This window comes from Vibrio sp. 10N, from assembly GCF_036245475.1.
Lineage (GTDB): Bacteria > Pseudomonadota > Gammaproteobacteria > Enterobacterales > Vibrionaceae > Vibrio.
Window position 1 is genome coordinate 897,344 of record NZ_BTPM01000001.1, and the last position, 23,621, is coordinate 920,964.

Annotated in this window: 26 protein-coding genes; 25 read left to right on the forward strand and 1 reads right to left on the reverse strand. The window is 47.7% G+C overall.

Annotated features, from left to right (window positions below; all coding sequences use genetic code 11):
- The first annotated feature begins 21 nt into the window (after window positions 1–21).
- The 17 genes from AAA946_RS04390 (at window position 22) to flgA (ending at window position 15,032) form a co-directional block, all read left to right on the forward strand.
- The gene (locus AAA946_RS04390) at window positions 22–690 is read left to right on the forward strand and encodes a flagellar hook capping FlgD N-terminal domain-containing protein (protein WP_338163764.1); all 669 of its coding nucleotides are present in this window, start codon (window positions 22–24) and stop codon (window positions 688–690) included.
- Window positions 691–843: 153 nt separating this feature from the next.
- A complete protein-coding gene (gene flgE, locus AAA946_RS04395; RefSeq protein WP_338163765.1) occupies window positions 844–2,070 on the forward strand; it encodes a flagellar hook protein FlgE in 1,227 nt (408 codons plus the stop codon).
- A 4-nt stretch (window positions 2,071–2,074) separates the two neighbouring features.
- Entirely contained in the window at window positions 2,075–2,809 is a 735-nt protein-coding gene (locus tag AAA946_RS04400) for a flagellar hook-basal body complex protein (RefSeq protein WP_338163766.1), read from the forward strand.
- An 11-nt stretch (window positions 2,810–2,820) separates the two neighbouring features.
- On the forward strand, window positions 2,821–3,606 hold the full coding sequence (gene flgG / locus AAA946_RS04405; RefSeq protein ID WP_338163767.1) for a flagellar basal-body rod protein FlgG: 786 nt from the start codon (window positions 2,821–2,823) through the stop codon (window positions 3,604–3,606).
- Window positions 3,607–3,644: 38 nt separating this feature from the next.
- Entirely contained in the window at window positions 3,645–4,385 is a 741-nt protein-coding gene (gene flgH, locus AAA946_RS04410; protein WP_338163768.1) for a flagellar basal body L-ring protein FlgH, read from the forward strand.
- 68 nt (window positions 4,386–4,453) lie between these two features.
- Window positions 4,454–5,542: a flagellar basal body P-ring protein FlgI gene (locus tag AAA946_RS04415; RefSeq protein WP_338165765.1), complete on the forward strand. Its 1,089-nt coding sequence runs from the start codon at window positions 4,454–4,456 to the stop codon at window positions 5,540–5,542.
- A complete protein-coding gene (locus tag AAA946_RS04420) occupies window positions 5,539–6,183 on the forward strand; it encodes a rod-binding protein (RefSeq protein ID WP_338163769.1) in 645 nt (214 codons plus the stop codon). Before AAA946_RS04415 ends, AAA946_RS04420 begins: the two co-directional genes overlap by 4 nt.
- A complete protein-coding gene (gene flgK / locus AAA946_RS04425) occupies window positions 6,183–7,577 on the forward strand; it encodes a flagellar hook-associated protein FlgK (protein ID WP_338163770.1) in 1,395 nt (464 codons plus the stop codon). The genes AAA946_RS04420 and flgK overlap by 1 nt, the downstream gene beginning before the upstream one ends.
- Window positions 7,578–7,588: 11 nt before the next feature.
- Window positions 7,589–8,470, forward strand: a complete 882-nt coding sequence (gene flgL, locus AAA946_RS04430; RefSeq protein ID WP_338163771.1) for a flagellar hook-associated protein FlgL — start codon at window positions 7,589–7,591, stop codon at window positions 8,468–8,470.
- Between the two features lie 8 nt (window positions 8,471–8,478).
- Window positions 8,479–9,327 (forward strand): OmpA family protein, encoded by an 849-nt coding sequence (locus AAA946_RS04435; RefSeq protein ID WP_338163772.1) that lies wholly within the window; start codon window positions 8,479–8,481, stop codon window positions 9,325–9,327.
- Between the two features lie 48 nt (window positions 9,328–9,375).
- Window positions 9,376–9,753 carry a flagellar hook-basal body complex protein FliE gene (locus AAA946_RS04440; RefSeq protein WP_338163773.1) on the forward strand — a complete coding sequence of 126 codons (378 nt, stop codon included), beginning with the start codon at window positions 9,376–9,378 and terminating at the stop codon, window positions 9,751–9,753.
- Window positions 9,754–9,767: 14 nt separating this feature from the next.
- A complete protein-coding gene (gene fliF / locus AAA946_RS04445; RefSeq protein ID WP_338163774.1) occupies window positions 9,768–11,441 on the forward strand; it encodes a flagellar basal-body MS-ring/collar protein FliF in 1,674 nt (557 codons plus the stop codon).
- Window positions 11,442–11,477: 36 nt separating this feature from the next.
- Entirely contained in the window at window positions 11,478–12,482 is a 1,005-nt protein-coding gene (locus AAA946_RS04450; protein ID WP_338163775.1) for a FliG C-terminal domain-containing protein, read from the forward strand.
- A gap of 43 nt (window positions 12,483–12,525) precedes the next feature.
- Window positions 12,526–13,533 carry a hypothetical protein gene (locus AAA946_RS04455; RefSeq protein WP_338163776.1) on the forward strand — a complete coding sequence of 336 codons (1,008 nt, stop codon included), beginning with the start codon at window positions 12,526–12,528 and terminating at the stop codon, window positions 13,531–13,533.
- 60 nt (window positions 13,534–13,593) lie between these two features.
- Window positions 13,594–13,881, forward strand: a complete 288-nt coding sequence (gene flgM, locus AAA946_RS04460) for a flagellar biosynthesis anti-sigma factor FlgM (RefSeq protein ID WP_338163777.1) — start codon at window positions 13,594–13,596, stop codon at window positions 13,879–13,881.
- Entirely contained in the window at window positions 13,871–14,290 is a 420-nt protein-coding gene (locus AAA946_RS04465) for a hypothetical protein (protein ID WP_338163778.1), read from the forward strand. The genes flgM and AAA946_RS04465 overlap by 11 nt, the downstream gene beginning before the upstream one ends.
- Before the next feature lie 52 nt (window positions 14,291–14,342).
- Window positions 14,343–15,032 carry a flagellar basal body P-ring formation chaperone FlgA gene (gene flgA / locus AAA946_RS04470; protein WP_338163779.1) on the forward strand — a complete coding sequence of 230 codons (690 nt, stop codon included), beginning with the start codon at window positions 14,343–14,345 and terminating at the stop codon, window positions 15,030–15,032.
- A gap of 22 nt (window positions 15,033–15,054) precedes the next feature.
- Here flgA and AAA946_RS04475 read toward each other — a convergent pair whose 3' ends face one another.
- Window positions 15,055–17,142, reverse strand: a complete 2,088-nt coding sequence (locus AAA946_RS04475) for a flagellar biosynthesis protein FlhA (protein WP_338165766.1) — start codon at window positions 17,140–17,142, stop codon at window positions 15,055–15,057.
- Between the two features lie 167 nt (window positions 17,143–17,309).
- On the opposite strand from AAA946_RS04475, the gene lafA reads away from it, so the two are divergent.
- From lafA to motA, 8 genes are read left to right on the forward strand one after another with little or no spacing between them, the layout of a single operon-like run.
- A complete protein-coding gene (gene lafA / locus AAA946_RS04480; protein ID WP_338163780.1) occupies window positions 17,310–18,143 on the forward strand; it encodes a lateral flagellin LafA in 834 nt (277 codons plus the stop codon).
- Window positions 18,144–18,202: 59 nt separating this feature from the next.
- The gene (gene fliD / locus AAA946_RS04485; RefSeq protein ID WP_338163781.1) at window positions 18,203–19,525 is read left to right on the forward strand and encodes a flagellar filament capping protein FliD; all 1,323 of its coding nucleotides are present in this window, start codon (window positions 18,203–18,205) and stop codon (window positions 19,523–19,525) included.
- 11 nt (window positions 19,526–19,536) lie between these two features.
- On the forward strand, window positions 19,537–19,941 hold the full coding sequence (locus tag AAA946_RS04490) for a flagellar export chaperone FliS (protein WP_338163782.1): 405 nt from the start codon (window positions 19,537–19,539) through the stop codon (window positions 19,939–19,941).
- Window positions 19,925–20,227 carry a hypothetical protein gene (locus AAA946_RS04495; RefSeq protein WP_338163783.1) on the forward strand — a complete coding sequence of 101 codons (303 nt, stop codon included), beginning with the start codon at window positions 19,925–19,927 and terminating at the stop codon, window positions 20,225–20,227. The genes AAA946_RS04490 and AAA946_RS04495 overlap by 17 nt, the downstream gene beginning before the upstream one ends.
- Entirely contained in the window at window positions 20,227–21,567 is a 1,341-nt protein-coding gene (locus AAA946_RS04500; protein ID WP_338163784.1) for a flagellar hook-length control protein FliK, read from the forward strand. The genes AAA946_RS04495 and AAA946_RS04500 overlap by 1 nt, the downstream gene beginning before the upstream one ends.
- A gap of 2 nt (window positions 21,568–21,569) precedes the next feature.
- The gene (locus tag AAA946_RS04505; protein WP_338163785.1) at window positions 21,570–22,004 is read left to right on the forward strand and encodes a flagellar biosynthesis sigma factor; all 435 of its coding nucleotides are present in this window, start codon (window positions 21,570–21,572) and stop codon (window positions 22,002–22,004) included.
- A gap of 5 nt (window positions 22,005–22,009) precedes the next feature.
- Window positions 22,010–22,720 (forward strand): sigma-70 family RNA polymerase sigma factor, encoded by a 711-nt coding sequence (locus tag AAA946_RS04510; RefSeq protein WP_338163786.1) that lies wholly within the window; start codon window positions 22,010–22,012, stop codon window positions 22,718–22,720.
- A complete protein-coding gene (motA, locus tag AAA946_RS04515; protein WP_338163787.1) occupies window positions 22,708–23,574 on the forward strand; it encodes a flagellar motor stator protein MotA in 867 nt (288 codons plus the stop codon). The genes AAA946_RS04510 and motA overlap by 13 nt, the downstream gene beginning before the upstream one ends.
- Window positions 23,575–23,621: the final 47 nt, after the last annotated feature.

The following is a 23,621-nucleotide window of genomic DNA, read 5'->3' on the forward strand; positions in this document are numbered from 1 at the left end:
AATTAAATAGGTAGGCAAAACATGGCTACGATATCAGGGGCAGCTCAGGTCAACAGCATTGTGTCCGCATCAAGCGCCGCACCGCAAGTCAATCCAAACAGTGGTGAGGCGTTAAAGAATGAGTTCATCACCTTAATGGTGGCGCAAATTGAGAACCAAGATCCTCTCAATCCAACCGATGGTACGGAGTATGTGGCTCAGTTAGCGCAGTTCTCACAGGTTGAGAGCACCGAGAATTTGGTGCAGTTGATGCAATCTAACACGGCGATGTTGGACAACTTACAGGTACTCAGCACAGCAAGCTTGGTGGATAAAAATGTCACGGTGCGCAGCGATCAGCTAGAGATGAGCCCGGGCAGTAGCAATCAGGGTTACATAGAGCTACTAGCGCCCTCAAACACAGTGACGATTGAGCTTTTAGACAGCGCAGGGAATGCTATCGCGATACCGCTTGGTCCAAAATCGGCAGGTAAAGTAGGCTTTACCATCGATGCCGATCAGCATCAGCTTAATGGCCGTTACCAAATGCGAGTGAGCGTAGACAGCGGTCAAAATTATTCACCAACGATTTTTCAGCATGGTGTGGTAGAACAAGTGACCACGCCGGCACTTGATGGAACCAGTCAGTTGCAGGTTCAAGGCATAGGCAAAGTTGCCTTTTACGAAGTCGCCGCGTTTGCGCAGAATTGATGAACTGCCCCGCGGCTATTGGTTATTTTCGCTGTTTAGTTAACGTTTTGGCGCACCTTTTTTCGCGCTCGATTAGGTAAGATGACGGCTGTCGTACTCCTAAGGACTTAGATCCAGGAGGTAGCCTCTTTATGGAATGAAGAGGATGACATTATGAGTTTCAGTATTGCATTGAGTGGGCTAAACGCCTCGAACTCAGAGCTCAATACCATCTCAAACAACATTGCGAATGTATCAACCACAGGCTTTAAAGAGTCACGCACCGAGTTTGCGTCAGTCTACAGTGGCAGTGAGGCAGGCGGTGTGGAAGTGGTAGGGGTTTCGCAAAACTTCGAAAAAAGCGGCACGGTCACGGGGACAGGTCGTTCCTTAGATATGGCATTGAGTGGTAACGGCTTTTTTGTGCTTGAAGACAGTAAGGGGCAAACCTTATATACCCGCTCGGGCATTTTTAACATGAATGCGGATGGAGTAATCACCGCCAATAATGGGGCTGCGCTGCAAGGATACCCAGATGATGGTAACGATAACCTACTTTTGGGTTCTGTGGGTACGATTCAAGTTAGTACTGCTTCATTGAAAGCAAAAATGACCGACAACATTGAGTTTGTGGCTAACTTAGACGCTCGAGAACAAGCCCCCACTGCACCTTTTGATTATAGCGATTCTTCCACTTATAACCATTCATACACCACGCCTATTTATGATTCTCTGGGAAACTCTCATACGGTGAGTCAGTATTTTGTTAAGACGGACTCGAACGAGTGGAAAGTGCATGTATTAGTTGACGGTAAGTCTATAGATGCTTCGAATGACCTTGTAGATGCAGATTCTTTTCCGACTCAAATTAATAAAGTCATCAAGTTTGGTGCAAATGGTACTTTGTTATCTGGTGATAGTTATGATGTTACTTTTGACCCTGATAACGGATCTAAGCCTGTAACCTTAAACATTGATTTATCATCAGTCACCCAATATGGCAGTGACTTCGTAGTCTCCAAAAACAGCCCCAATGGTTACACCTCAGGCGACTATGCCAGCGTTCGCATGGAAAACGATGGCAAAATCTACGCCACTTACACTAATGGGCAATCTCAGCTTCAGGGTCAGGTTGTGCTAGCTAATTTTGCCTCGCCTCAAAACCTAATAAAAACCAGTGATACCGCTTGGCTACAAAGCTTTAGCTCAGGGACGCCGGTTCTAGGTACTGCAGGTAGCGGTGTATTTGGGGATTTAACGTCAGGCGCATTGGAAGGATCGAATGTGGATCTGACCTCTGAGCTGGTGGCCTTGATGACAGCGCAGCGTAACTATCAAGCTAACACCAAATCTATTTCGACGTCAGATCAATTGACTCAAGCGCTATTCAACGTGGTGTAGGACGATGAACCCAATACTGTTTAGCGCCGCTAAAGGTGCTGAGCGAACGATGCTCGCTCAGCACGTGCGTGCCAATAACTTATCCCACACCGACACCATAGGGTTCAAAGCCCTGATGGAGCACTCTTCACCGATGCGTCTTGAAGGCTCTGGCTTTTTGACCTCGGTGACTTCGCGCACCAACTCTGCTGTGAACAACTTCCGTCAAGGTGAGGACATTCGTACCGACAGGCCGCTTGATGTTTCCATCAATGGTGATGGTTTCTTTACTTTAGAAGGTTTGGAAAACGAGCCCCTAGAGCTGTATAGCCGCGCGGGGAATTTTCGTCTTGATGGTCAGGGGCAGCTTTATCTTGGTGGTCGCCGTGTGATGTCGACTGAAGGGCCAATGGTGCTGCCGGATTTCGAGTTTGTTTCTATCAGCAGCAATGGACTGGTTTCGGTCACCCCAATAGGCGGTGAAGCGTCGCTTGAAGTCGGTGCTTTGAAATTGGTTAAGCCGGAATATGAGCAAATGACCATGCACGCCAGCGGTCACTTTGTGGCGAAAAGCGGTGATGAGCTAGACGAGGATTTTACCGTACAAGTTCGCTCTGGATACTTGGAGGCCAGTAACGTCTCCAGCTTGGAAGAATTGGTGAGCATTATGTCACTCACGCGCCAGTATGAGATGCAAATTGAAGTCATGGCGTCGGCAGACGAAATTGCTCAAATAGGCAACAAGCTACTTAAAGCTTAAGGAAGGCTGTTATGCACAGCGCATTATGGATATCAAAAACTGGGATGGCGGCGCAAGATGCCAAAATGACCGCGATTTCCAATAATCTCGCCAACATCAATACGGTGGGTTTTAAGCGCGATCGCGTGGTGTTTGAAGACTTGTTTTACAGCGTTGACAAACAAGCGGGAACCGAAACCACCGAGCTCAACGAACACCCAACAGGAATACAGCTGGGTAATGGCGTCCGAGTGGTCGGTACTGAAAAAGTGTTTACTCAGGGCAATGTTCAAAACACTAACCAGCAATTCGATATCGCGATTTTAGGTGATGGTTTTTTCCAAATCGAGAACTCCGATGGTGAGCTGCTTTATACCCGTAATGGTCAGTTTCACACTAACTCAGATGGGCAGTTGGTTAACACTCAAGGTTATCCATTGATCCCTGAGATTGTGGTGCCGCCGGAGGCAACCTTGGTGAGCATTACCGCTGACGGAGTAGCAACGGCAACTATTCCGGGGCAAGTTAATCCTGAGGCTCTGGGTCAAATTACCATCGTGAAATTTATGAATCCGGCGGGTCTTGCTGCTCAAGGGGGAAATTTATTTGCAGAAACCGAAGGGTCTGGTGAAGCCGTTGAACTGGTCGCTGGGACGGAAGGCTCAGGCCAACTTAAGCAAGGCGCATTAGAGGGGTCCAATGTGCAGGTCGTCGAGGAAATGGTGGACATGATCGCGACGCAGCGTGCTTATGAAATGAGCGCCAAGATGGTGAGTGCAGCGGATGAAATGCTGCAGTACATCGCTCAGCAATCGTAATGCATTGAGCTTAAGGGAGCGCATAGGTCGGGGGAAGCATGGCTAAACGCGAAGAGCAAACGCCCAAAAGAGTGGGAGTGATAGAAAAGCGACACGCAATCGGTGCCATCTACTTTTTGGCAGTGGTGGCGCTATTAGTGATCAACCTCTCTGGCTGTGCGGGTCGTCAACAGGAGTTTATTCCGCCGTCACCAGATGATGAAGCGTACGCCCCGCCGGATCTTGACTATCAAGTGACCCGTGTTAGCAAAGGCAGTCTATACACCGGAAAAACGGCGATGACGTTGTTTCAAGATCGGAGAGCTTACCGAATTGGTGACATTTTGACAGTGGTGCTCGATGAAAAGACAGAGTCGGACAAAAGTGCTTCGACTCAGTTTGGCAAGGACTCCAGTGTTGCGGTGGCCGCGCCTACTTTAGGGACCACCACTTATACGGAAGGGGCGGCGTCACTGGATGCTTCGCGTGATTTCGATGGTGCGGCGGCTTCGACGCAAGGTAATCGCTTAACAGGCTCAATCACGGTCACGGTCTATGACGTGTTGCCCAATGGGGTGTTAAGAGTGCGTGGTGAGAAGTGGCTCAAGCTAAATCAGGGGGATGAGTACATCCGGTTAACAGGCAATGTTCGTGTGGATGATATTCAGGCGGATAACACGTTGTCATCGCAGCGAATCGCTGATGCGCGTATTACCTATGCGGGTCGAGGCGCATTTGCTGACAGCAACACGGCGGGTTGGTTAACTCAGTTCTTTAACTCACCATGGATGCCCTTTTAATGAGTACGACAGATATGCGTTTCTCACGCACCACGTTGCGTCGCTTAGCAGGCATAAGCCATTGGCTGATGGTCTTGATGCTGTTATTGATGGCATTAGAAACACTCGCAGCGCGTCCGATATCGGAAGTGGCGGATGTGTATGGTGATAGGCAAAACCAATTGATTGGTTACGGTTTGGTTGTCGGTCTTGACGGCTCGGGAGACAAGTCTCAGGTGAAGTTCACGCAACAATCGGTGGTGAACATGATCAAGCAATTTGGTGTTCAGCTTGATGACTCGACCAATCCTAAACTGAAAAACGTTGCGGCTGTCAGTGTCACTGCAGCAATCGAGCCTCACATGGGACCTGGGCAACTAGTCAGCGTGACCGTTTCTTCTTTGGGTGATGCAAAGAGTCTGCGTGGTGGCACCTTATTACTGACTCCTCTTAGAGGTATTGATGGTGAAGTCTATGCGGTTGCTCAGGGAAGCTTGGTGGTCGGTGGTTTCAATGCGACAGGTGAGAATGGTACCAGTGTGACTCGTAATACGCCTACCGTGGGTCGAATTCCCAATGGGGCGACATTAGAGCGGGCTATTTCAACGGGTGTTGATCGTGACCCAACCATTCGTTTGCAATTGAGACATCCAAATTACGAAACCGCGCTCAACATTTCTAAAGCCATCAACCAGACCTTCGGTGGTCAAGTGGCTAAAGCGTTGAATAAAGGACAGGTGGAAATTTCGGCGCCCATCGACAGTGAAGACCGCGTGATGTTTGTCGCGATGATCCAGGAGCTGGAAATCGAAGAGGGTCGCAAGTCTCCCAAAGTGGTGTTTAACTCCCGCACTGGAACTGTAGTGATCAGTCAACGAGTCACCGTCAGTGAAGCTGCGGTCAGCCAAGGGGGAATTACCGTTACTGTTTTGGAGTCTGAGTCGGTATCACAGCCGGGGGGGGCGTTTAACACCGCAGGTGAGACGGCGGTAGTTCAAAATACTCAAATAGCGGTTGATGAAGATGATGGCACCACCATGGTTTGGCCTCCTGGCACCAATTTGCAAGAAATCGTCGATGCGATTAATAACATCGGAGCCACGCCGGAAGCCCTGATGCAGATCTTACAAGCACTGGATGAAGTCGGTGCCATTAATGGGGAGCTGGTGGTGATATGATTGATTCCAGTGCACTGGCCATTATCAGCAAAAATTCGATTTTGGACGCATTCCCTAGCGGAGATATTAAGGTACCGCTGAATAACGCAAGGTCTATTACGCCACAGGCTACACCAGTGGAAATAAACACGGTGCCATTTTCTGATGTCGTCGAGCAGGTTGAAGCTAAGCCTGAGTTTAGAACTTTGCAGGCAACAACTGGCACTGGCCTAAGTGGTCAATCGCCAACCGCTGAAACCTCTTTCTATTTAGACCAGCAATCTCTATCTACACTCAAGTACGATAATAGCCAGCAGGGTTTAATGGCAGCCGCACAACAATTTGAGGCGCTCTTCATACAATCTATGCTCAAACGAATGCGTGCTTCCAGTGAGGCATTGAGTAATGAAGATAACCCTCTTTCCACGAAATCTTCCAGCCTGTTTCAGGGCATGTTGGATGCGCAGCTAGCACAGAACATCAGTCGCCAGTCTCAGTTTGGACTCGCGGACATGATTTATAAACAGTTGGCATCACAAGTACCAACAGATAGCGCGGATGCCGTTTACTCCCTCTCAAAGTCAAATCACCAACAAGGGCAGGCTGAAATGCACGATAGCGCAGCCCTACATACCGTTATTAATCATGGAGGAGTGCGCTAATGGGCATGGTAAATATTGGACTATCAGGCGTGCTTGCTAATCGGGTGGCATTGAATACGACAGCGCAGAATACCGCTAACGTCAACACTCCCGGGTACAGCAGACAGATTGTGAGCTTTAATGCCACATCGTCCGGCAACTTTGTTAATGGGATTAACTTAGGAGCAGGTGTCGAAGTTGGAAACGTGATACGTATTGCGGAGCAGTCGAGTATCAACCGCTTACGAGAGTCTAATGAGTTAGCGCAGTACACGAACACCTATTTTGAGGGGCTGTCGAATCTGGAAAACATGCTGGGGGCAGAAGGGTTAAGTCTGACGTCTGGTCTGAATAACTTCTTCGCCGCCATTGATGAAGCCAGTGTGTCACCAGAAAGCCTAGCATTTCGCCAGCAAGTACTGACCAATGCGAGCGCGCTGGCACAGCAATTTAATGCGGTCTCCACCCAGTTGAATCAGCAGCAAGCAGCGCAGAGTGAGCGCTATGGTGCCTTGGTGACCAACGTAAACAGTCAGCTAGACAGTATTGCCAAACTCAATACTCAGCTGCAAGAAGATGCGCTGCTGGGTAAAAGTGTGTCTGGGCTTCAAGACTCAATGGATAAACACCTTAATGAGTTGGCCAAGTCGGTGGATATCCAAGTGATCTATTTAGAGTCGGGCGGTGTTGAGGTGTCGACTCCAAATGGACAGCCTTTGGTCATAAATGGCTACTCGGCGACGCTGGAGCGGGATTTAAGTAGCGGAGACCCCTACAGTAGCGATCTTAATATTCAGTTCCAATCCATGCTCACGCCAGTGGACGCATCACTCGGTGGCGAGATGGGAGCCATTGCAGCTTTGAAAGCTGAGCAGTATGAACCCATCAAAGCGCTATTGAATGATATGGCCGGGGCGCTCGCCACTGAAGTGAATGCGGTGCTAGATGGCGGTTACGTGTTGGATGGCACTCAGCTTACCAGCCCTGACAGTGATTTGTTCATTGTGACGACAGGCAGCGAGTCATCATCCATTGCGATTAATCCCGATCTCACCCCCAAAAAACTAGCGTTTTCGACCAGCCCTGGCTCGGCTGGGGATGGCGGTAAACTTACCGAACTCTCCATGTTATCGCAGAAGAGCTTAAGTACGGGATCTGTGAGCGGCAAAACATTGTACAGCGCCTATTCAGGGCTCTTGGGTGACATCGGTATTTTTACTCGCCAGGCGGAAAGTGAATCGACCGCAGCCCAAATTAGTTTGGATGATGCGCAGGTGATCAGAGACAGCGTCAGTGCGGTGAATTCTGATGAAGAGGCGGCCAACATGCTTCTCTATCTCAATGCGTATGAAGCCAATATGAAGGTGATTAGTACCGCAAACCAAATGTTTCAAACCTTATTGCAAGCCTTTTAGGGAGAGAGTTCATGCGCGTAACCGATTCACAGTTTAACTCCATCATGCAGCGTGCGCTGATGGACAATAACATTCGCCTCAATCGGGTGTTTGAGCAGATGTCGACGGGCAAAAAGCTCAATCACCTTTCCGATGATCCGATTGCAGCGGTGCGCCTTGAAGGGCTGAAGAAGAACATTTCTGATAATCAGCAATACCAGCGCAATATCGAAAACGTACAGTCTCAACTGACTCGCTATGAAACCAATGTGAATACGCTTGAAGAGCTGTCACAGCAAGTCAACGAACTCTTGCTGCAAGGTAAAAACGGTACCTTGGATACGGAAAGTCGCGCGGGGATTGTATTGGAGCTTAATTCGCTTAAGGCGGAAATGTTGACCACTTTAAATCAAAAAAACGATGGTAGTTATCTATTCTCTGGCACCGACATTTTTAACCCCGCGATTGATACTGTCAGTTATGCCTTTAACTCGAATGGAGACTACCGCAAAACCAAAGTGGGCGACGATCAATATGTGAGTAGTAATCTCACTATTACGGATGTGATAGGTAGCAATGCGATTTTCTCCGATCTTGATGCTGCGATTGCAGAGCTGGAATCACCAACCGCTGGATTTGAAACGGCTCTTGAGACAGCCCTAATAAGTAACCAGCAGGTGCATCAAACCCTGTTGCAAACACTGACCGATATTGGGAGTCAGTACAACTCTTTGGATAGACAAAAAGAGACCAGCATTGACATGGTGTTTTTTGCTGAGACGGTGACCACGAGTTTAGAAGAGCTCGATTATGCCCAAGCATCGACGGAGCTGAATCAGGGCATGATTGCGTTAGAGGCCACACAAAAGACCTTTGCGCGAGTGTCTGGCATTTCCTTGTTTGACTTGATTTAGGGATAGAGATGAAACGTTGGCGTTTACTATGCCGATTCCCCTTAATTGGCTTACTTTTGTGGTCGGGGTCGGGTTTTGCACAGAAATACATCGTGCCATTTGACGCGGTGAAATGGCACTTTGAGTCTAAGGTAGATCGCTGTGTATTGGCGGCTGATGATCCGCATACAGGGTTTCGGGTTCAGTTCTCTCTCGTTGCATCGCAACCATTAGAAGTCGGCGTTGAGAAGCGCGGTGTGCGGGCATTGCCGCAATCCACTTCCTTCAACACAACAGAACCAGTGTGGGGGATCACCAAATCGTATTCGACAACAACCGTTGAGAATGTGCAGCAGCGGGGCACTCAATTAGTGACGCGAGATGGTGCCGACCTGTTATTGGCTGATATGGCGGGCGGTGCGTGGTTTAACATCAATGCGATGGACTTTGATGTTTATTTCCCAACCACACATTTCAACCGAGCTTTGAGTGAGTTTAATCAGTGTCGTTTTGCTTTGCCGCCAGTGAATTTTCAACACGCACGGCAAGTGGAGCTGTTATTCGCACGTGGTTCGACTCAGCTGACGGCGACACAAAAACAGATCATCAATGACATCAGCGCGCTTATTAAGCGCGATAACAAAATTGTTAGAGTGCTGATTGATGGTTATACCGATAACTCTGGAGATTCCGTGGCTAACCTGCAGATCTCCAAACAGAGAGGGTCAGATGTTGCTGAGTGGTTTGTGGAAAATGGTGTCTCTAAATCGATGATAGAGATCCGTGGTCATGGGGACCGGTATCCTAAATACGATAATGCGACCCCTGAGGGCCGTGATAAGAATCGCCGAGTGGAAATCCGCTTGGTACGAAAATAGACATAGGTTTATCAGGCGCTATCGCCTCCCAAGGAAGGTGGAATCGATATGGACAAAATCAGTGTGATGCAGATTCAGCAAGAGATGCTGGAGAAGATGGCTCAGCATACGACAATAGCCACCAATCCATTGTCAGTGCCGACCGAGAGTATGCTCAGTCCATCAGCGCTAGGAAAAGTGTCAGAGAGCGCGGTGACAAATAACAGTCTGCAATTTGGACGAGCACTCAAAGGGGTGCTTGATACCGTCAACACTTATCAGCAGCACGCTGCAGAACGCGTAACCGCAGTAGAGCTAGGACACAGTGATGACTTACTCGGTGCCACCATTGCATCGCAAAAGGCAGGTTTATCATTCAATGCACTGATGCAGGTGCGCAACAAGATGGTGTCGAATTTCGAAAGCATCATCAAAATGCCCATTTAGGCTAGGGACGCTCTATGGCTACAGAGGCTGATAATAAGCTGGCGCTTGATAATAATCTCGGCACCGCTAAAGAAAAGCTTGGTAAAGCATCGGGCTGGTTGTCGAGCTTTTGGCAAAGCTCGCAGCGCAACGTCATCATTATTACCATTTTTGCCACTATCACTGCCGCCATCATCGTTATCATGTTGTGGACCTCGGCTGAGCGCTTTAGACCGCTGTACAGCAAATCGTCAAACTATGATTCCAGCCAGATTTTGCAAATGTTGGATGAAGAAGCAATACGCTATCAACTGAGTCAAGATGATGGGCAAATCCTGGTACCGGAGCGGGATGTCGCCAAGATCCGCATGGTTTTAGCATCTAAAGGTTTGAAAGAGCAGTTACCGAGTGGCTTTGATTCTTTAGACAGCAGCAAAGGTTTAGGAGAGAGTCAGTTTATGGAAAATGCGCGCTATCGGCATGCCCTAGAAGGGGAATTGGCGCGAAGTATTACTACTATGAGTGCGGTGAGCTTGGCGAGAGTGCATTTGGCGATCCCTAAAGAAAGCTTGTTCATGCGCGAAGAAGCGGAGCAGCCTAGAGCCTCGGTTATCGTGCATATTATTAATGGGATGGACTTAAAACCCTCGCAAGTGGAGTCGGTCATTAATCTAGTGTCTGGTGCGGTGATTGGTCTTAAATCAGAACACGTTCGCGTGGTAGACCAGCACGGTCGTTTATTGTCCAACGATGCAACGGTAGGAGACATCACCGTAACGTCCGGCAAACAGACGGACTACAAGCGCAACGTAGAGCAAACCTTGGTCGCACAGGCAACCGATATGCTGACACCCATTCTCGGAGTCAGTAACTTCCGAGTGCAGATCGCCAGCGATATCGACTTCTCCAAAATAGAAGAAACCGAAGAAATATACGCCGATCCGGTTGTGCGTAAAGAGACCTTACTCAATGACGTCAACGAATCCTCCATGGCGCTGGGTATTCCAGGTGCGCTGAGTAATACACCGCCCGTTACTGATGCTGAGGAACAACCTGACCCCAACTCGATAGTCAATCGAAGTGAAACTTCCCGAGACTATGCGGTCAGTGGCAAAGTACGCCATGTGCAACATCAGCAAGGGGTACTCAACAAACTCTCCGTCTCTGTGGTCGTCAATGACATGGCCAACCCAAACCAAACTTGGACACCGGAAGAACTCGTCAATATTGAGAATGTGGTGCGATCAGCCATCGGCTTTGATGAGCAGCGTGGTGACAACATTCACATCACTCACTTCCCTTTTGTGGTTGCCGCCATTCCGGAACAAGTTCAAGTGCCTTGGTTTGAGAATATGAACATCATGCAACCGCTTAAGTATTTGCTGGGCGTGATGCTCAGCGGACTGATGATCATGGTTGTACTTAAACCTCTGGCGCAATACCTGACGAAGTCTGCAGAGCGTGAAGAGCAAGATGCTGAAAGCATGGATTATGACAACCTCATTACCAAAGAGGAGCGTGAGGCAGAGGCGGCAATGCAGTCTAAGTTGGAGGCGCTGGGTATTGATGCGACGGGGATTAAGGCTCTGGATGATAACTTGCCGTCTGCCGACAGTCCTTTGGAAGTGCAGATACAACATTTGAAACTGATTGCTAAAGAGGACCCCAATCGGGTTGCGGAGATCTTACGAACATGGATTCAAGCTTAAGGATTACTTCTTATGAAACAAGAGGGGTGAGCCAATATGGATGATAAGCAAACCTACCAGTCGGTAGATGGGGTCGCGATGCTCGTACTCAGCATGGGCGAAGATATTGGCGCTGAGGTGCTCAAGGGATTCACCCATGAAGAGATTAAGCAGATCACCCATGCCATGAGTAAGATGCAAGACATTAAAGCGGCAGATGCCATGGTCTCTTTGAATGGGTTCTTCGATGATTTTCGCAAGCACTCCGGCATTTTGGGCGGAACACGAAACTACATCACCAATGTCTTGGAGAAAACTCTCAATGGTAATCTCGCGCGTGACTTGGTCTCGGAGATTTATGGTGATGAAATTCGCTCTCATGCGGAAAAATTGGCGTGGATACCGCCTGATTTGCTCGTCAACGATTTGCGCAAAGAGCACGTTAACTTGCAAGCGCTTTTGATTGCCCATTTACCCCTTGAATACAGCGGTCGGGTTATGGATGAGTACGATGAAAAAGAGTGCCATGAATTGATTTTGCAGATATCTAAGACTCAGGTGCTGACCTCTGGGCTGATGGAAACGCTGAAAGATTTGATCGACCGGTGCAAGATCAATTACCACAGTGGCGGCTCGTCGAGTCTTCAAGGCTCAAAAGTGGTCGCGAACCTTATCAATCGCTATTCAGGCAATAAAAATGAGCTGTTTGAATATCTTCATGACAAAGACAAACAGACTGCTGAGATGGTGGAAGAAGCCATGTTCGATTTCTTCACCTTGTTTAATCAAGATCTGGAAACCATCAATGTGATTAATGAGAAAGTCAGTCTAGAGCAGTGGGCTTACGCCTTGAAGGGAACCAATAAAGAGTGCCGACTTTACATTATTAATTCAATGCCGCAGCGAGTATCTACAGAGCTGAAAGAGAACCTGGTGCGTATTGGTGCCGTGCCCGTGAGTCAAGTGGAGCAAGCTCGTAAAGCGATCATAGATATTGTCAAAGAGCTGCAAGCTGAAGGAGAAATCAAACTTAACTTCGCGAACGAGCCGCGACTGACATAACGGACTCGATAAGCACATTGAAGGTCAACGCTAAGGAGAGGCAATGAAGTTAACCAGTATAGGATTACGCAAGTCTGAGGTGAGCTCTGCAACCACGGGGCGCATTCGTAAGCCAGAAAAACTGGAGAATCGACCCAATCGTTCCGTCGTACTCGGCCAGCAAATGGTGCACCTCAACTTACACGAGCGCCCGAGACTGATCGCTGAAGTATCGGAGTCTCATAAAGGCTTCAGCCAGTTGCTCCTGGCTGGAGAGGTACTTCGCACTACCGCTAGTGAGCTACTAAAACTCAAGCGACTGGCTGAATTGCCACAATATACGCCGTCACAAGCAAACCAAATTGATGTGATCAAAAAGACGCTCATGTTCTGGAATAGCAAACAGCTTTTTGGCCGTCATGTTCTGGACTCTACGTTTGCACCGGTACAGGTTGATGCTCCCACTATCGAGTTTACGGTGCCGGGTCTTGACATGGGGCGTGAACGCTATCGGGATGAAGTGGTCTCGCTCTACATTAATCATCGACTGGTTGCTTTAGCGTTTGAGCGTACTGAGGATCGTGAAGTGTTGCTTGAGCAGTTCAAAATGATGTTTGCTTTTGCCAAGTTGCAGCTGAGATTGAATGAAAACCAAGAGCTGGTGATAGGTATGAGTGACAAGGATTGGCGACAATGGGACGGTCAAATCTTTGTGTCGGGCCAAGGTGGGCGTTATGCAGAGGGAACTCCAATTGCCGTTGCTGTGAATACGCTACAGCCTGTGGTCGAGAACATTACTCAATTAGCGGTCAATGAGTCCGGTGCTCTAGCTCAAATCGAGCGCGTCCTTGAGCGGGTAAATAAAATGTATCTGGCCCTGTCTAAGGTTCTCAAGTTTAAAAAGGAAAGGGCGAATCAATTGATCGCGTTCTGCTCACATCCGGAGCTTAGAGATATAGACAGCTTTAAACAGCAGGTCGAGTCGAGTCCTCACCAATCACTTCGTTCAATTCACAACAGTTTTCAAGGACCAAGTCGGGATAATGTTATCAAGCTATTGAGAAAAAACTGAAATGAGAGTGATTTGTTGCCGTTATAGCCTAGTAGAGACCAACAGAGGTGAGTATGGGTTATGAGCAACATTAAGGTCGATAACATTAAGTACATCGTACCAAACACTCAGGTTGATGCGGTGCAACAGAAAAAGACAGAACCAGACCATAAGACAAGGGTCAAGCAAGTCAATCTGTCTCAGCATGAGGTGTCGTTACTGGAAAGTAGTAAGACGCTGTTTGAGGGTATGGACGATATCGATGCGGCCAAGGTGGAACAAATCAAGGCGCAAATCGCCTCTGGGGAGTTGGTGTTTGATATGGATGAGTTAGCCAAAGTAATCGCGAGGTTAGATCATGGAAAATAAGAAAGTTATCGTCGGCTACCTGCATTACGGTCAGGCTATCTTACGTCTGTCGCATCAACTATCAGAGCAACTTGATGAAGTAAGGCTAGCGATATTGAAAGGTGAATACCACACGCTTGAAGCACTCAACGACAGCATACTGTCACTCTCATACCAAATGGCTGAAGCGGATACCAAACGCTTTTCTCTAGCGAAACATCTAGGGTGTACAGATCGTCAATACGCCAAGGCAGTACAGCAGAGACTTAAAGGAGACCTGCAACGCCGCGTCGCGGACTTAGATGGTCAAATTGAACGTAGCGTGCATATGTGCAAGCACAAGCTTGCGCGTCAGGGCAGTCTCATGGTGATGCAACACCAAGCCATGGAAGAAGCGATGGGGGCACAGCAGCTGAAGATCAATGTGTAAGAAAATATACTCTGTATTTTTACCAAGTCTTCGATGGGGGGTTGCCTTTGGCATGCTGACATGTGTTTTGACCCTTCCGGCTCAAGCATTAGAGACAACCTCCGAAGTGCATAGTCAAAGTACACTACTCGGAATTTCGAACCGTTTGAAGTCGAGGATCGAGAGAGCGATTAAAAGGCGCTATCCGGAATCCGCAACACTTAACATTAAGCTGCGCTTTTCCAAGGCACTTAACCATGTCCAGCCTTGCCCGATAGAGCCTATTATTGAGACCAAGCGTGAAGTTGCTTTGGGGTCTCAAAAATGGTTTGTCAGTTGCCCTCAATTAGGTTGGAAGGCATCGGCGATGGCCACTTCTCAACTCAGCGTTTTAGCGGCAACCGCATCGAAAACGCTCAAGAAAGGACATCGAGTTCAATCCACAGACACCTCACTTTCTGAAGTTACGTTGACCAAAGATGCGAGACTGTTCTATCAGGTAGATGAGGTTCTTGGCAGTAAACTAAAGCGTTCAGTCAAGAAGGGCGACATTCTAAGCGCCCAGCGATTTTATCTTGATTACGATGTAGAAAAAGGGCTCCCAGTGAGTGTAATTTACCACTCAAAAACGTTTAGCTTGGAAACGCAAGGAGTGGCACTGGAGGATGGTCAGGTTGGTGATGTCATTGCGATAAAGAACGCCAAATCTGGTCGACAGCTTCGCGGCCAGGTGGTCGAGAAAAACCTGGTGCGAGTATTTTAACACTACCAACTAGCTGTGCACTTTACTCAATCTCACCCAGCACGTTTAACCCATAGTCGTTGGGAATCTCATTATAACTTAATACGATTAACTGCTTGGCAAAGGCTTTAGCTAACTTGGCGAGCATAGGTCTTGTCGTCGGTGGTACGACTAACACTGGTGGTAGGTTTTGACTTTGCAGGGTTTGGACTATGGTTGGCATTCTATTTTGGAACTTTTTCAGTATGGTCGGATCCAGTGGGATTGAATCGAGCGGAATGGTCGGATCGTTTTGTTGAGTCAGGGAGATTGCACTTTTGATTTCGTTTTCAAGAACGGGAGCGATAATAAAAGCGTTAATCGATTTTTGATTTGATGTAATTAAGTTCATGATAGTGCGTTTGAGTGCGACACGAATATTGGATGATAGCAATATGGGATCTTTTACCGAGTCAATACTTTCTATAATCGTATTAGCAATGGTTCGAACATTAATGATAGGCACTTGTTGAGCTAGCAACTGCCTAATAACCTGCATTTGCAGGTTGGGAGAGATGACACTGGCAAGGTTCTCTGCGAGCTCCGGGTGCTGTATCGCCAGCCGTCGATTGAGTGCTTTCACATCATCATAGTTAAAAATGTTGTCTAGGTGTTCACTGCACACTTTACTCACGTGCGTGGCGATCACGTCGTGTACTTCAATGACTTGGAATCCGAGGTTGATGGCTTTGGTTTTGTCTTCTTTGTTAATCCATAATGCGGGTAATTGGTAAGCAGGGTCAACGCCAACAATGCCGTCCAAGTCTGGATGGTTGATACGATTTCCAACAGCCATAGCTTTGTCTACGTAGACTTCTCCCCGTTCGATTTCATCACCGTCAATACTGATAGCATATTCAGAGGCCTTGAGAGAGAGATCGTCAGTGATCACCACTTCTGGTATCACAAAGCCAATTTGCTCACTTAAGGTTTTACGGCTGCCACGAATACTCTTAATTAGGTTGCCACCTTTCTTGGTGCTCGTCAGAGACACCAGCTTGAAGCCTAAAGAGAGAGCGATGACATCTACGTTTGGGATAATGTTCCAATCAATCACATTCTCTTGCCCAGAGTGGGGTAAAGCGTCAACATCTGCTTCGACAGTTGGAGCAACAACGCGATATTTTGATTGCTGCCACCCAACAAAAGCTAATAATACGGTAAATGTATAAAAGGCTATGTGTGGCATATTGGGAACGCTGCCAATCACAAACATTACGCCCGCGGCCATGTAGAGGTTACTTGGTGAGGCAAGGAGTTGCTGCTTCACAGTTTGGCCCATATCATTGTCGTTATCACTGATGCGAGTAACGATGATAGCGGCAGATGTGGCGAGCAGTAGAGAAGGAATTTGTGCCACTAAACCATCGCCTATTGTTAACAGTGCATAGGTTTGAAAGGCTTCTTCTGCGGAGAGACTGTGTTCAAAAACGCCAATCAGTACACCACCGATGAGATTAATAAACAGAATCAGTAAGCCGGCAATGGCATCGCCACGAACAAATTTACTGGCACCATCCATCGCCCCATAAAACTCAGCTTCCTCACCAACTTCAAGGCGCCGGGTTTTCGCTTCTTGTTGATCGATAGCACCTGCATTAAGGTCGGCGTCAATCGCCATCTGTTTGCCGGGAAGGGCGTCAAGGGTGAATCTGGCTGAGACTTCCGAGATACGTTCTCCCCCTTTGGTGATAACCACGAAGTTAATGATCATCAGGATCACAAAGACCACCATACCGACCACATAACTGCCGCCAATCACCACTTCACCAAACGACTGGATCACTTTACCCGCGGCGTCACCACCATGATGACCTTCTAGCAGGACGATACGAGTTGAGGCGACATTGAGTGTCAGACGAAGCAATGTTGCAATCAATAGTAATGACGGAAAAATCGAGAAGTCGAGTACTCGGCTGACGGTACTGCTGACAAGCAAGACAACGATGGCCAGCATGATGTTAAAAGTAAAGAACCCATCCAGCAAAATTGGGGGGAGCGGTAGGATCACCATTGCCAGGATCATCAGAAGCACGACAGGTATCGTGAGTTTTGGTATGACCGCCTTGAGTACGTTGCGCATAGAGCTCATTTTAGTGGTTATTGTTGAGTAATATCCTAGGATATTTTTCACGCAATTCTCGTTTTTGAAACTTGCAATGTTCGTGATTGGCGAAATTTTTTAAAAAAAACATGAAATGAATTTTCTCCAATGTCGTTAGCAGTAATTGAACAGCAAACACAGATGGGGAACATCAGATGGCTATATCAGTACACACTAACTACGCAAGTCTCGTCACGCAGAATACTTTGCAGTCGACTAACAGCGCGTTAACGAAATCAATGGAAAGACTGTCTACGGGCTTCCGTATTAACTCTGCAGCTGATGATGCAGCAGGCCTACAAATTGCGAACCGACTTGAGGCACAGTCACGTGGGATGAATGTGGCGATGCGCAATTCTCAAGATGCGATTTCCATGATGCAAACGGCTGAGGGTGCGTTTGATGAGATGACCAATATCGCCTATCGCATGAATGACTTGGCCGTTCAGTATGCAAACGGAACCAACTCTGCTGCAGACCAGGCTGCAATAGATGTGGAGTTTAACGCGCTAAGTGATGAGTTATCTAACATAGCCGCGAACACCAATTTTGGTGGCACTAACTTGTTGAGTACGGCGGGTTTTTCAGCTTCTGTAGATTTTCAGATTGGCTCTTCAGCCGCTGAGACATTGACTGTCGACGCATCGGCGGAAGTTGCAGCTGTAACCGGCCACGCGCTCGCGGCTGGCGGTGGTGGTCTATCTGCTGCGGGCAATATCACAGCGCTATCGGGTGCGGGTGGCCTTATTGAGCTACTAGGTACTGCTCGTGCGGAGTTTGGTGCAAATATTAACCGCCTTGAGCACACTATCACCAACTTGAGCAATATGACCGAGAACTTAGATTCTTCAAAAGGCCGAATCATGGATACCGATTTTGCATCGGAATCTGGAATGATGAGTAAACAGCAGATGCTCATGCAATCGGGTGCCTCTATGTTGAGTGCCTCAAAAATGGTGCCTCAATTGGCGATGAGTCTATTGGGCTAATCAAACCGTGAAACGGGAGGGTTGAGCTGTCCCTCCTTTAATGAGTTGAGGAACAAATTATGAATGTCGATGCCGTACAGCTTGCGAGTAATTTTGCCAGTCTGGATGTGCAGCCTTTTGAACTGCGCTACAGTCAAAAACTGTCGACAATAAGTTCTCAGACATCGGCAATCAATCAAATTAAGTCAGCTTTGCAAAAACTAGATGATCAGGTTTATGAGTTCACCAAAGCGGGTGCGACACTCATGCAAAGTGCTATAACAACCAACGAAGATTATCTTTCTGTTACTGCTGACTCTGGAGTTTCAGGTCTCGACCTCGATATTTTCGTTCACCAGCTAGCTCAAAACCATCAAATGATGGTGGATGTAAGCTCAACCGATCCTTCTGATGTGATGGCGTCAGATGGCTCTTTTACCGTGACCAATACCCAGTCCGGCGACGCTCAATCAATCAATATTATGGATGCAGACAGTGATGCCAGTGGTGATGTGACCTATACCGAATTTGTGACTTACTTCAACAGCCAATTTGAAGACTCGATGCAAGCTGTGATCGTCAAATCCCAAGGCGCGATGAAGGTACTGTTTAGTGCGGTCTCTGATGGTGAGGAAAATAACTTTAGTTTATCGAGTGATGCGACGAGTGATTGGGGGGCGACTGATGTCGCGGCTGCGTCTGTGGTGCAGTCAGGGCAAGATGCGCAAATTTCCATTGGTGGAGAAACGGGCGCTTTATTCACGAACAATAGCAACACGTTTGAAGACTTGGTCTCAGGTGTTGATGTCACCTTAAAGAAAGCGAATGCATCTGGTGATACCGCAACGAGCGTTCAGATCAGTGACGACGTCTCGGCGACGCTAGATTCGCTTCAATCGTTTGTTGATGCTTATAACAGTGCAGTGAGTGAAATTACTAAATTGACTCAATCTGGGGGGGAAAGTGATGCGAGAGGGGTGCTTGCTTCTGATTCCACCGTTCGCAATATCAAGAATCAATTGGCCTCAGTGATCAGAGAGGATTATAGCGGTGTTCGGCTTTACGAAGTGGGCTTAGAGCTAGATAGAAATGGAAAACTGAGCCTCGATAGGGACAAGTTCGAAGAGGCGGCCAAAACCCAAGATATGGAAACGCTGTTTACTGGCGATGCGGGTGTATTCCAAGCGTTTGATACCACGCTCGAGACCTACTTGGACTTTTCAAATGGCTCTTTAAGCCGCCGCATCGATACATTGAACTCCGAAAAGAGCCGAATCAATGATGCGCTCTCGGCTCTCGATGCCAGATACGAAACCTATTACAACCGATATCTATCCCAATTTACCCAGCTTAACGCTTTGAGCAGCCAGCTACAGTCTGTCTCTGGATTATTTACCGTGTAAGGAGTCACTTCATGTTATTAGGCAAACGACAGCAAGAAAACTACAGCAATGTTCAAGTGAACGCGAACGCGTCGGTGTCATCCAGTTTTGAGCTGATATGCATGCTTCATGAGCGATTAATTCAAGAGTTAGAGAGTGTGAAATACGCGATTGAAACGAAGGATCTTGAGCTTAAAGCTAAGTCATCACAAAAGTGTATCGATATTTTGGTTGGCCTGGATGCCTCCCTAGATCTCTCAAGTGCTGAACCTCTAATTCAGAACATTCATGCTCTTTATGAGCATGGCATTGCGACGGTATTTGAAGCCTCAAAAGAGATGCAACCGGAGTTGATAGAGCAGTTTATTAAGGTGGTCTCTGATCTTAAAGAGGGGTGGGAAGGTGCCATGGAGTGGCTCGATGACGCTCAAAGCTAGTCAACTGCGAGGGCTAGCAAACAAGTTACAGCGAGCACTGGAGCAAAAAGACTTTGAGTCGATTGCTAAGTGGAATCAAGTGCTCCTGCAAGTTCTACCGAATATAGATCAACACGACGAGAATTATCGAGCGACTGTGCTAAAAGTGAAGCACGTACACCGACGGTGCATTGAGTTGGTGGATCTCGAGCAAAGCGTACTCAAGCAACAAATTGAGCACAATGCCAGCTTAAAAACGCGTGATAAAGCGTACGCCCAGACACAAGTCAGGGCTAGGGAGTCATGATGCAATTACAAACTCATTCGCACGCCCAAGGTACCCTTTTTGCCTTGCTTGGAGCCATAGAAACGTCGGTTTCTGGTCAACATGACTCATCACTGGCGCAGAGCAATCGCTGGCATTCAGCCCGAGAAATCGGCGGAACCCAAATGACGCCGTTAGCGCAGTCATTTCAAACACTCTATAACACACTAGAGCAGCTATCCTATTCCTTTGACGTTACTGAGAATACAAAAGAGCCTCTTCCTGAAGTCGTAAAAGCCAGCGCTTTGATACCCAATGACAACCAATTGGAATCTTATGATTTATCTTTGACGTCAGAAACCGGCTGCGAATCACATGAAGGTGTGGAAGCGGAATTGAGTCCCGAGTCGAATCCGTTGTTTTCCTCTTTGCCGACGAGTCCGTCCGTTAGCGAGAGTAGCAAGTACCACGATTATCACGACATTGAGGAGATAGTATCAACCGATTCAACGCTTTCCGAAACTACCACCCCTTTGATGAACATGCTGTCCGAACAAGTGAAAAGAGGTGTGCAAACAAGAACTCTAGTTGAGGGTGATGAACCGATACAAAGTAAGATCGCTGCCGATGTTGCTTCGGTACTGGAGAGTCACTTGCAAGATATGCAGGCGAGTGAGCCCCCAGTGCTGTCAGTATCGGGAGAAGTTCAACTCATCCATAGATTAGTGGCGGAAGCCGTGTCTGCGAACAGCGCCAATACACATCGTTCCGATTTAAATTTATTGTCACAGTACGCCAGCTCCATGCAAAGCCAAACACCGAGTAGCCTCAAGGTTAATGAAGCTGGCTGGAGGGCTGTTGTTAATCAGCTGCAACCTACTAATAACGTTACTCTACCTGTAACAACGGAGACTATCTCTCCCACGTTAGATAGCGGGGTGGGGAGACCCTCCTCTTTGAGCTTGTCGGTTGAAAAAAGTCTACCCATTGAAGCACAAAGGCAAATCTATCAAGTAGTGAAGGATAAGGTGCAGCTGCAGGTTGATATGAATACCCAGGTGGCACGAATACGTTTTGACCCACCAGAGCTTGGGCGTATGGAGATGGTACTTCGAATAGAAGGGGATAAGCTGACGGTGCATATGAACGCTTCGGCAGCGACCACACGAGAGGCCTTATTGGCAACGTCAGAGCGACTACGTCATGAGTTAATCGCTCAAAATAGTGCTCTCTCGGAAGTCGAGGTTGCATTATCGCAGCAACGCCGCTCAGCCAATCCCGAGCAATATCACGCATCTTTTTTCTCACAAGAGCCTGAGGATATTGATGAGACAGAGCTACTTAGCGTACCTGAGTACACAGCATATATTGCGAGGGTGTAGTGATGATTAAAATTGCTGTGACGTTTCTACTCACCCTGACTTTATGCCTAGCAGGCTTCGTGCTTTACCAAAGCAACATAATCTCAATGCAGATGATTAGCGGCTGGTTTAGCTCAGAGGAGCCATCGGAAGTCATTATTGAGCAGGTTGAAGTGCAAGTGGATAACGTGCTGGTACCCATCAACCTTGGCAACCGACAAAGCTTGCTGCTGCTCGATGTTTCATTGTTTACGCCAAGTGACAATGAGAGCTACCTCAACGAGCAGCGCAGTCGAATCAAGAATCGAATCATTAAGAAATTTAGTGTTAAAGACCGGGAGTATTTTTTTAATAAAGAGTTTATCTACGTAATACAAGACGATCTCAAAGACGATCTATCAGAAGTCGCCTCTTTGCAAGTGGGAGATGTGCTCGTGACCAAGGCTGTGTTTCAGTAGGTGGCATGATGTTATTGCAGCCCAAGTACCAACACACCCAAACCGAGGAAGAATCGAGTATTCAAGAGCTTGAGAAGTTGGTGCTGCAGAAAAACTTAAAGCTCATCAATGGGTTGTTGTACCAATACCGTTATGCCGTTGACGAAGGGACGTTTGAAGACTTACGCCAGACTGCCATGATGACTTTGGTTATTGAGCTGCGTAAGTTCGACCATGTCGCTAATGATGATTTTCGGCGTGCGGTGGCGGTGCGGATACGAGGCGAGTTGGTGGATGAGCTCAGGCGGCGTGATTATATGGAGCGTGATAAGCGTCAGCTCGTCAACCGCATTAAGTTTGCTCAGCAGAAGTTAGTCCAGCAGCTCAACCGAGAACCGACCACCGTTGAGGTTTGTCACTTTCTCGGCATCGAAGACAGTGATTTTCAAAAGGCGATGAGCCTGGTGGATGTGTTTGATGATATTGAACTGGAAAACGTAGTCACAGCGGTGCCGGAAACCGATCGGCAACTGCTGTTTGAGGAAGTCAGAGAGGTGCTCGAGACACTACCAGAGATGGAAAAACGCATTTTGTATCTGGTGTATGTCAAAAGTCTCAACACCAAAGAGGTGGCCATGGTGCTCGATGTCAATGAAACCAAGGTGCACCGTTTAAAGCATCGAGGATTGGACATTCTGAAAAGCAGAATGAGGGAGAGTGACGCATGCAAAAGCTGATAGGGGTTGTCGTGGTGCTCAGTGTCATTTTTGGTGGCTTTATTTTCCTAGGTGGCAAGTTTGAATTCATCTTTAAGTGGTCTGAAATCATTATTATTTTTGGTGCTGCCTTCGCCAGCTTACTGATGTCGACAACATCGGGCACCCTCAAGCTAATGACGCAGCAACTAGGGTTAGCTTTTCGAGCGACACCTTACAATAAAGACTACTACCAAGAGCTGCTCTCTTTGATGTTTGAGCTAATTAATACTGCTCGCGTGCAAAATATTAAGGCGCTAGACATCCACGTGGAGAATCCAGATTCGAGTAAGATCTTTAACAAGTACCGTCGGGTGACCAATGATAGGTTGACCACCAACTTTATTATTGATTCGTTTCGACAAGTCATCACGGGTAAGCAGTCGCACCACTTGTTGGAAGCGTTTCTAGAAGAGGAAATTGAACACCTTGATGATGAGTACACCAAACCGTCTGAGAAGTTGCATGCGACCGCCGAGGCGATGCCAGGTTTGGGGATATTGGCAGCGGTGATGGGCATTATTCTAACCATGCAAGGGTTAGACGGTGAAATCACTGAAATAGGAAAAAACATTGCTGCGGCGCTGGTGGGTACCTTTACTGGCGTGTTCGGTTGCTACTGTGTGCTTGGGCCAATGTCGAGCAGCATCAAAGATGTTTCAGAGAGTCAGGTGGCGCCTTTGCATTGTGTGAAATCAATATTGTCAGCTTACTCTCAAGGTCAGTCGGCACATATGTGTGCTAACGCGGGAAGGAAGAATATTGAAACTCGATACAAGCCGTCGTTTGTCGAGCTGGAAAAAGCGGTAGAAGTCTTGCGTTCGCAGCCTTCTTGATTGTTTTGACTCGCTTGAAAATTTAGCCCAAACACAGGGGGAGCCGC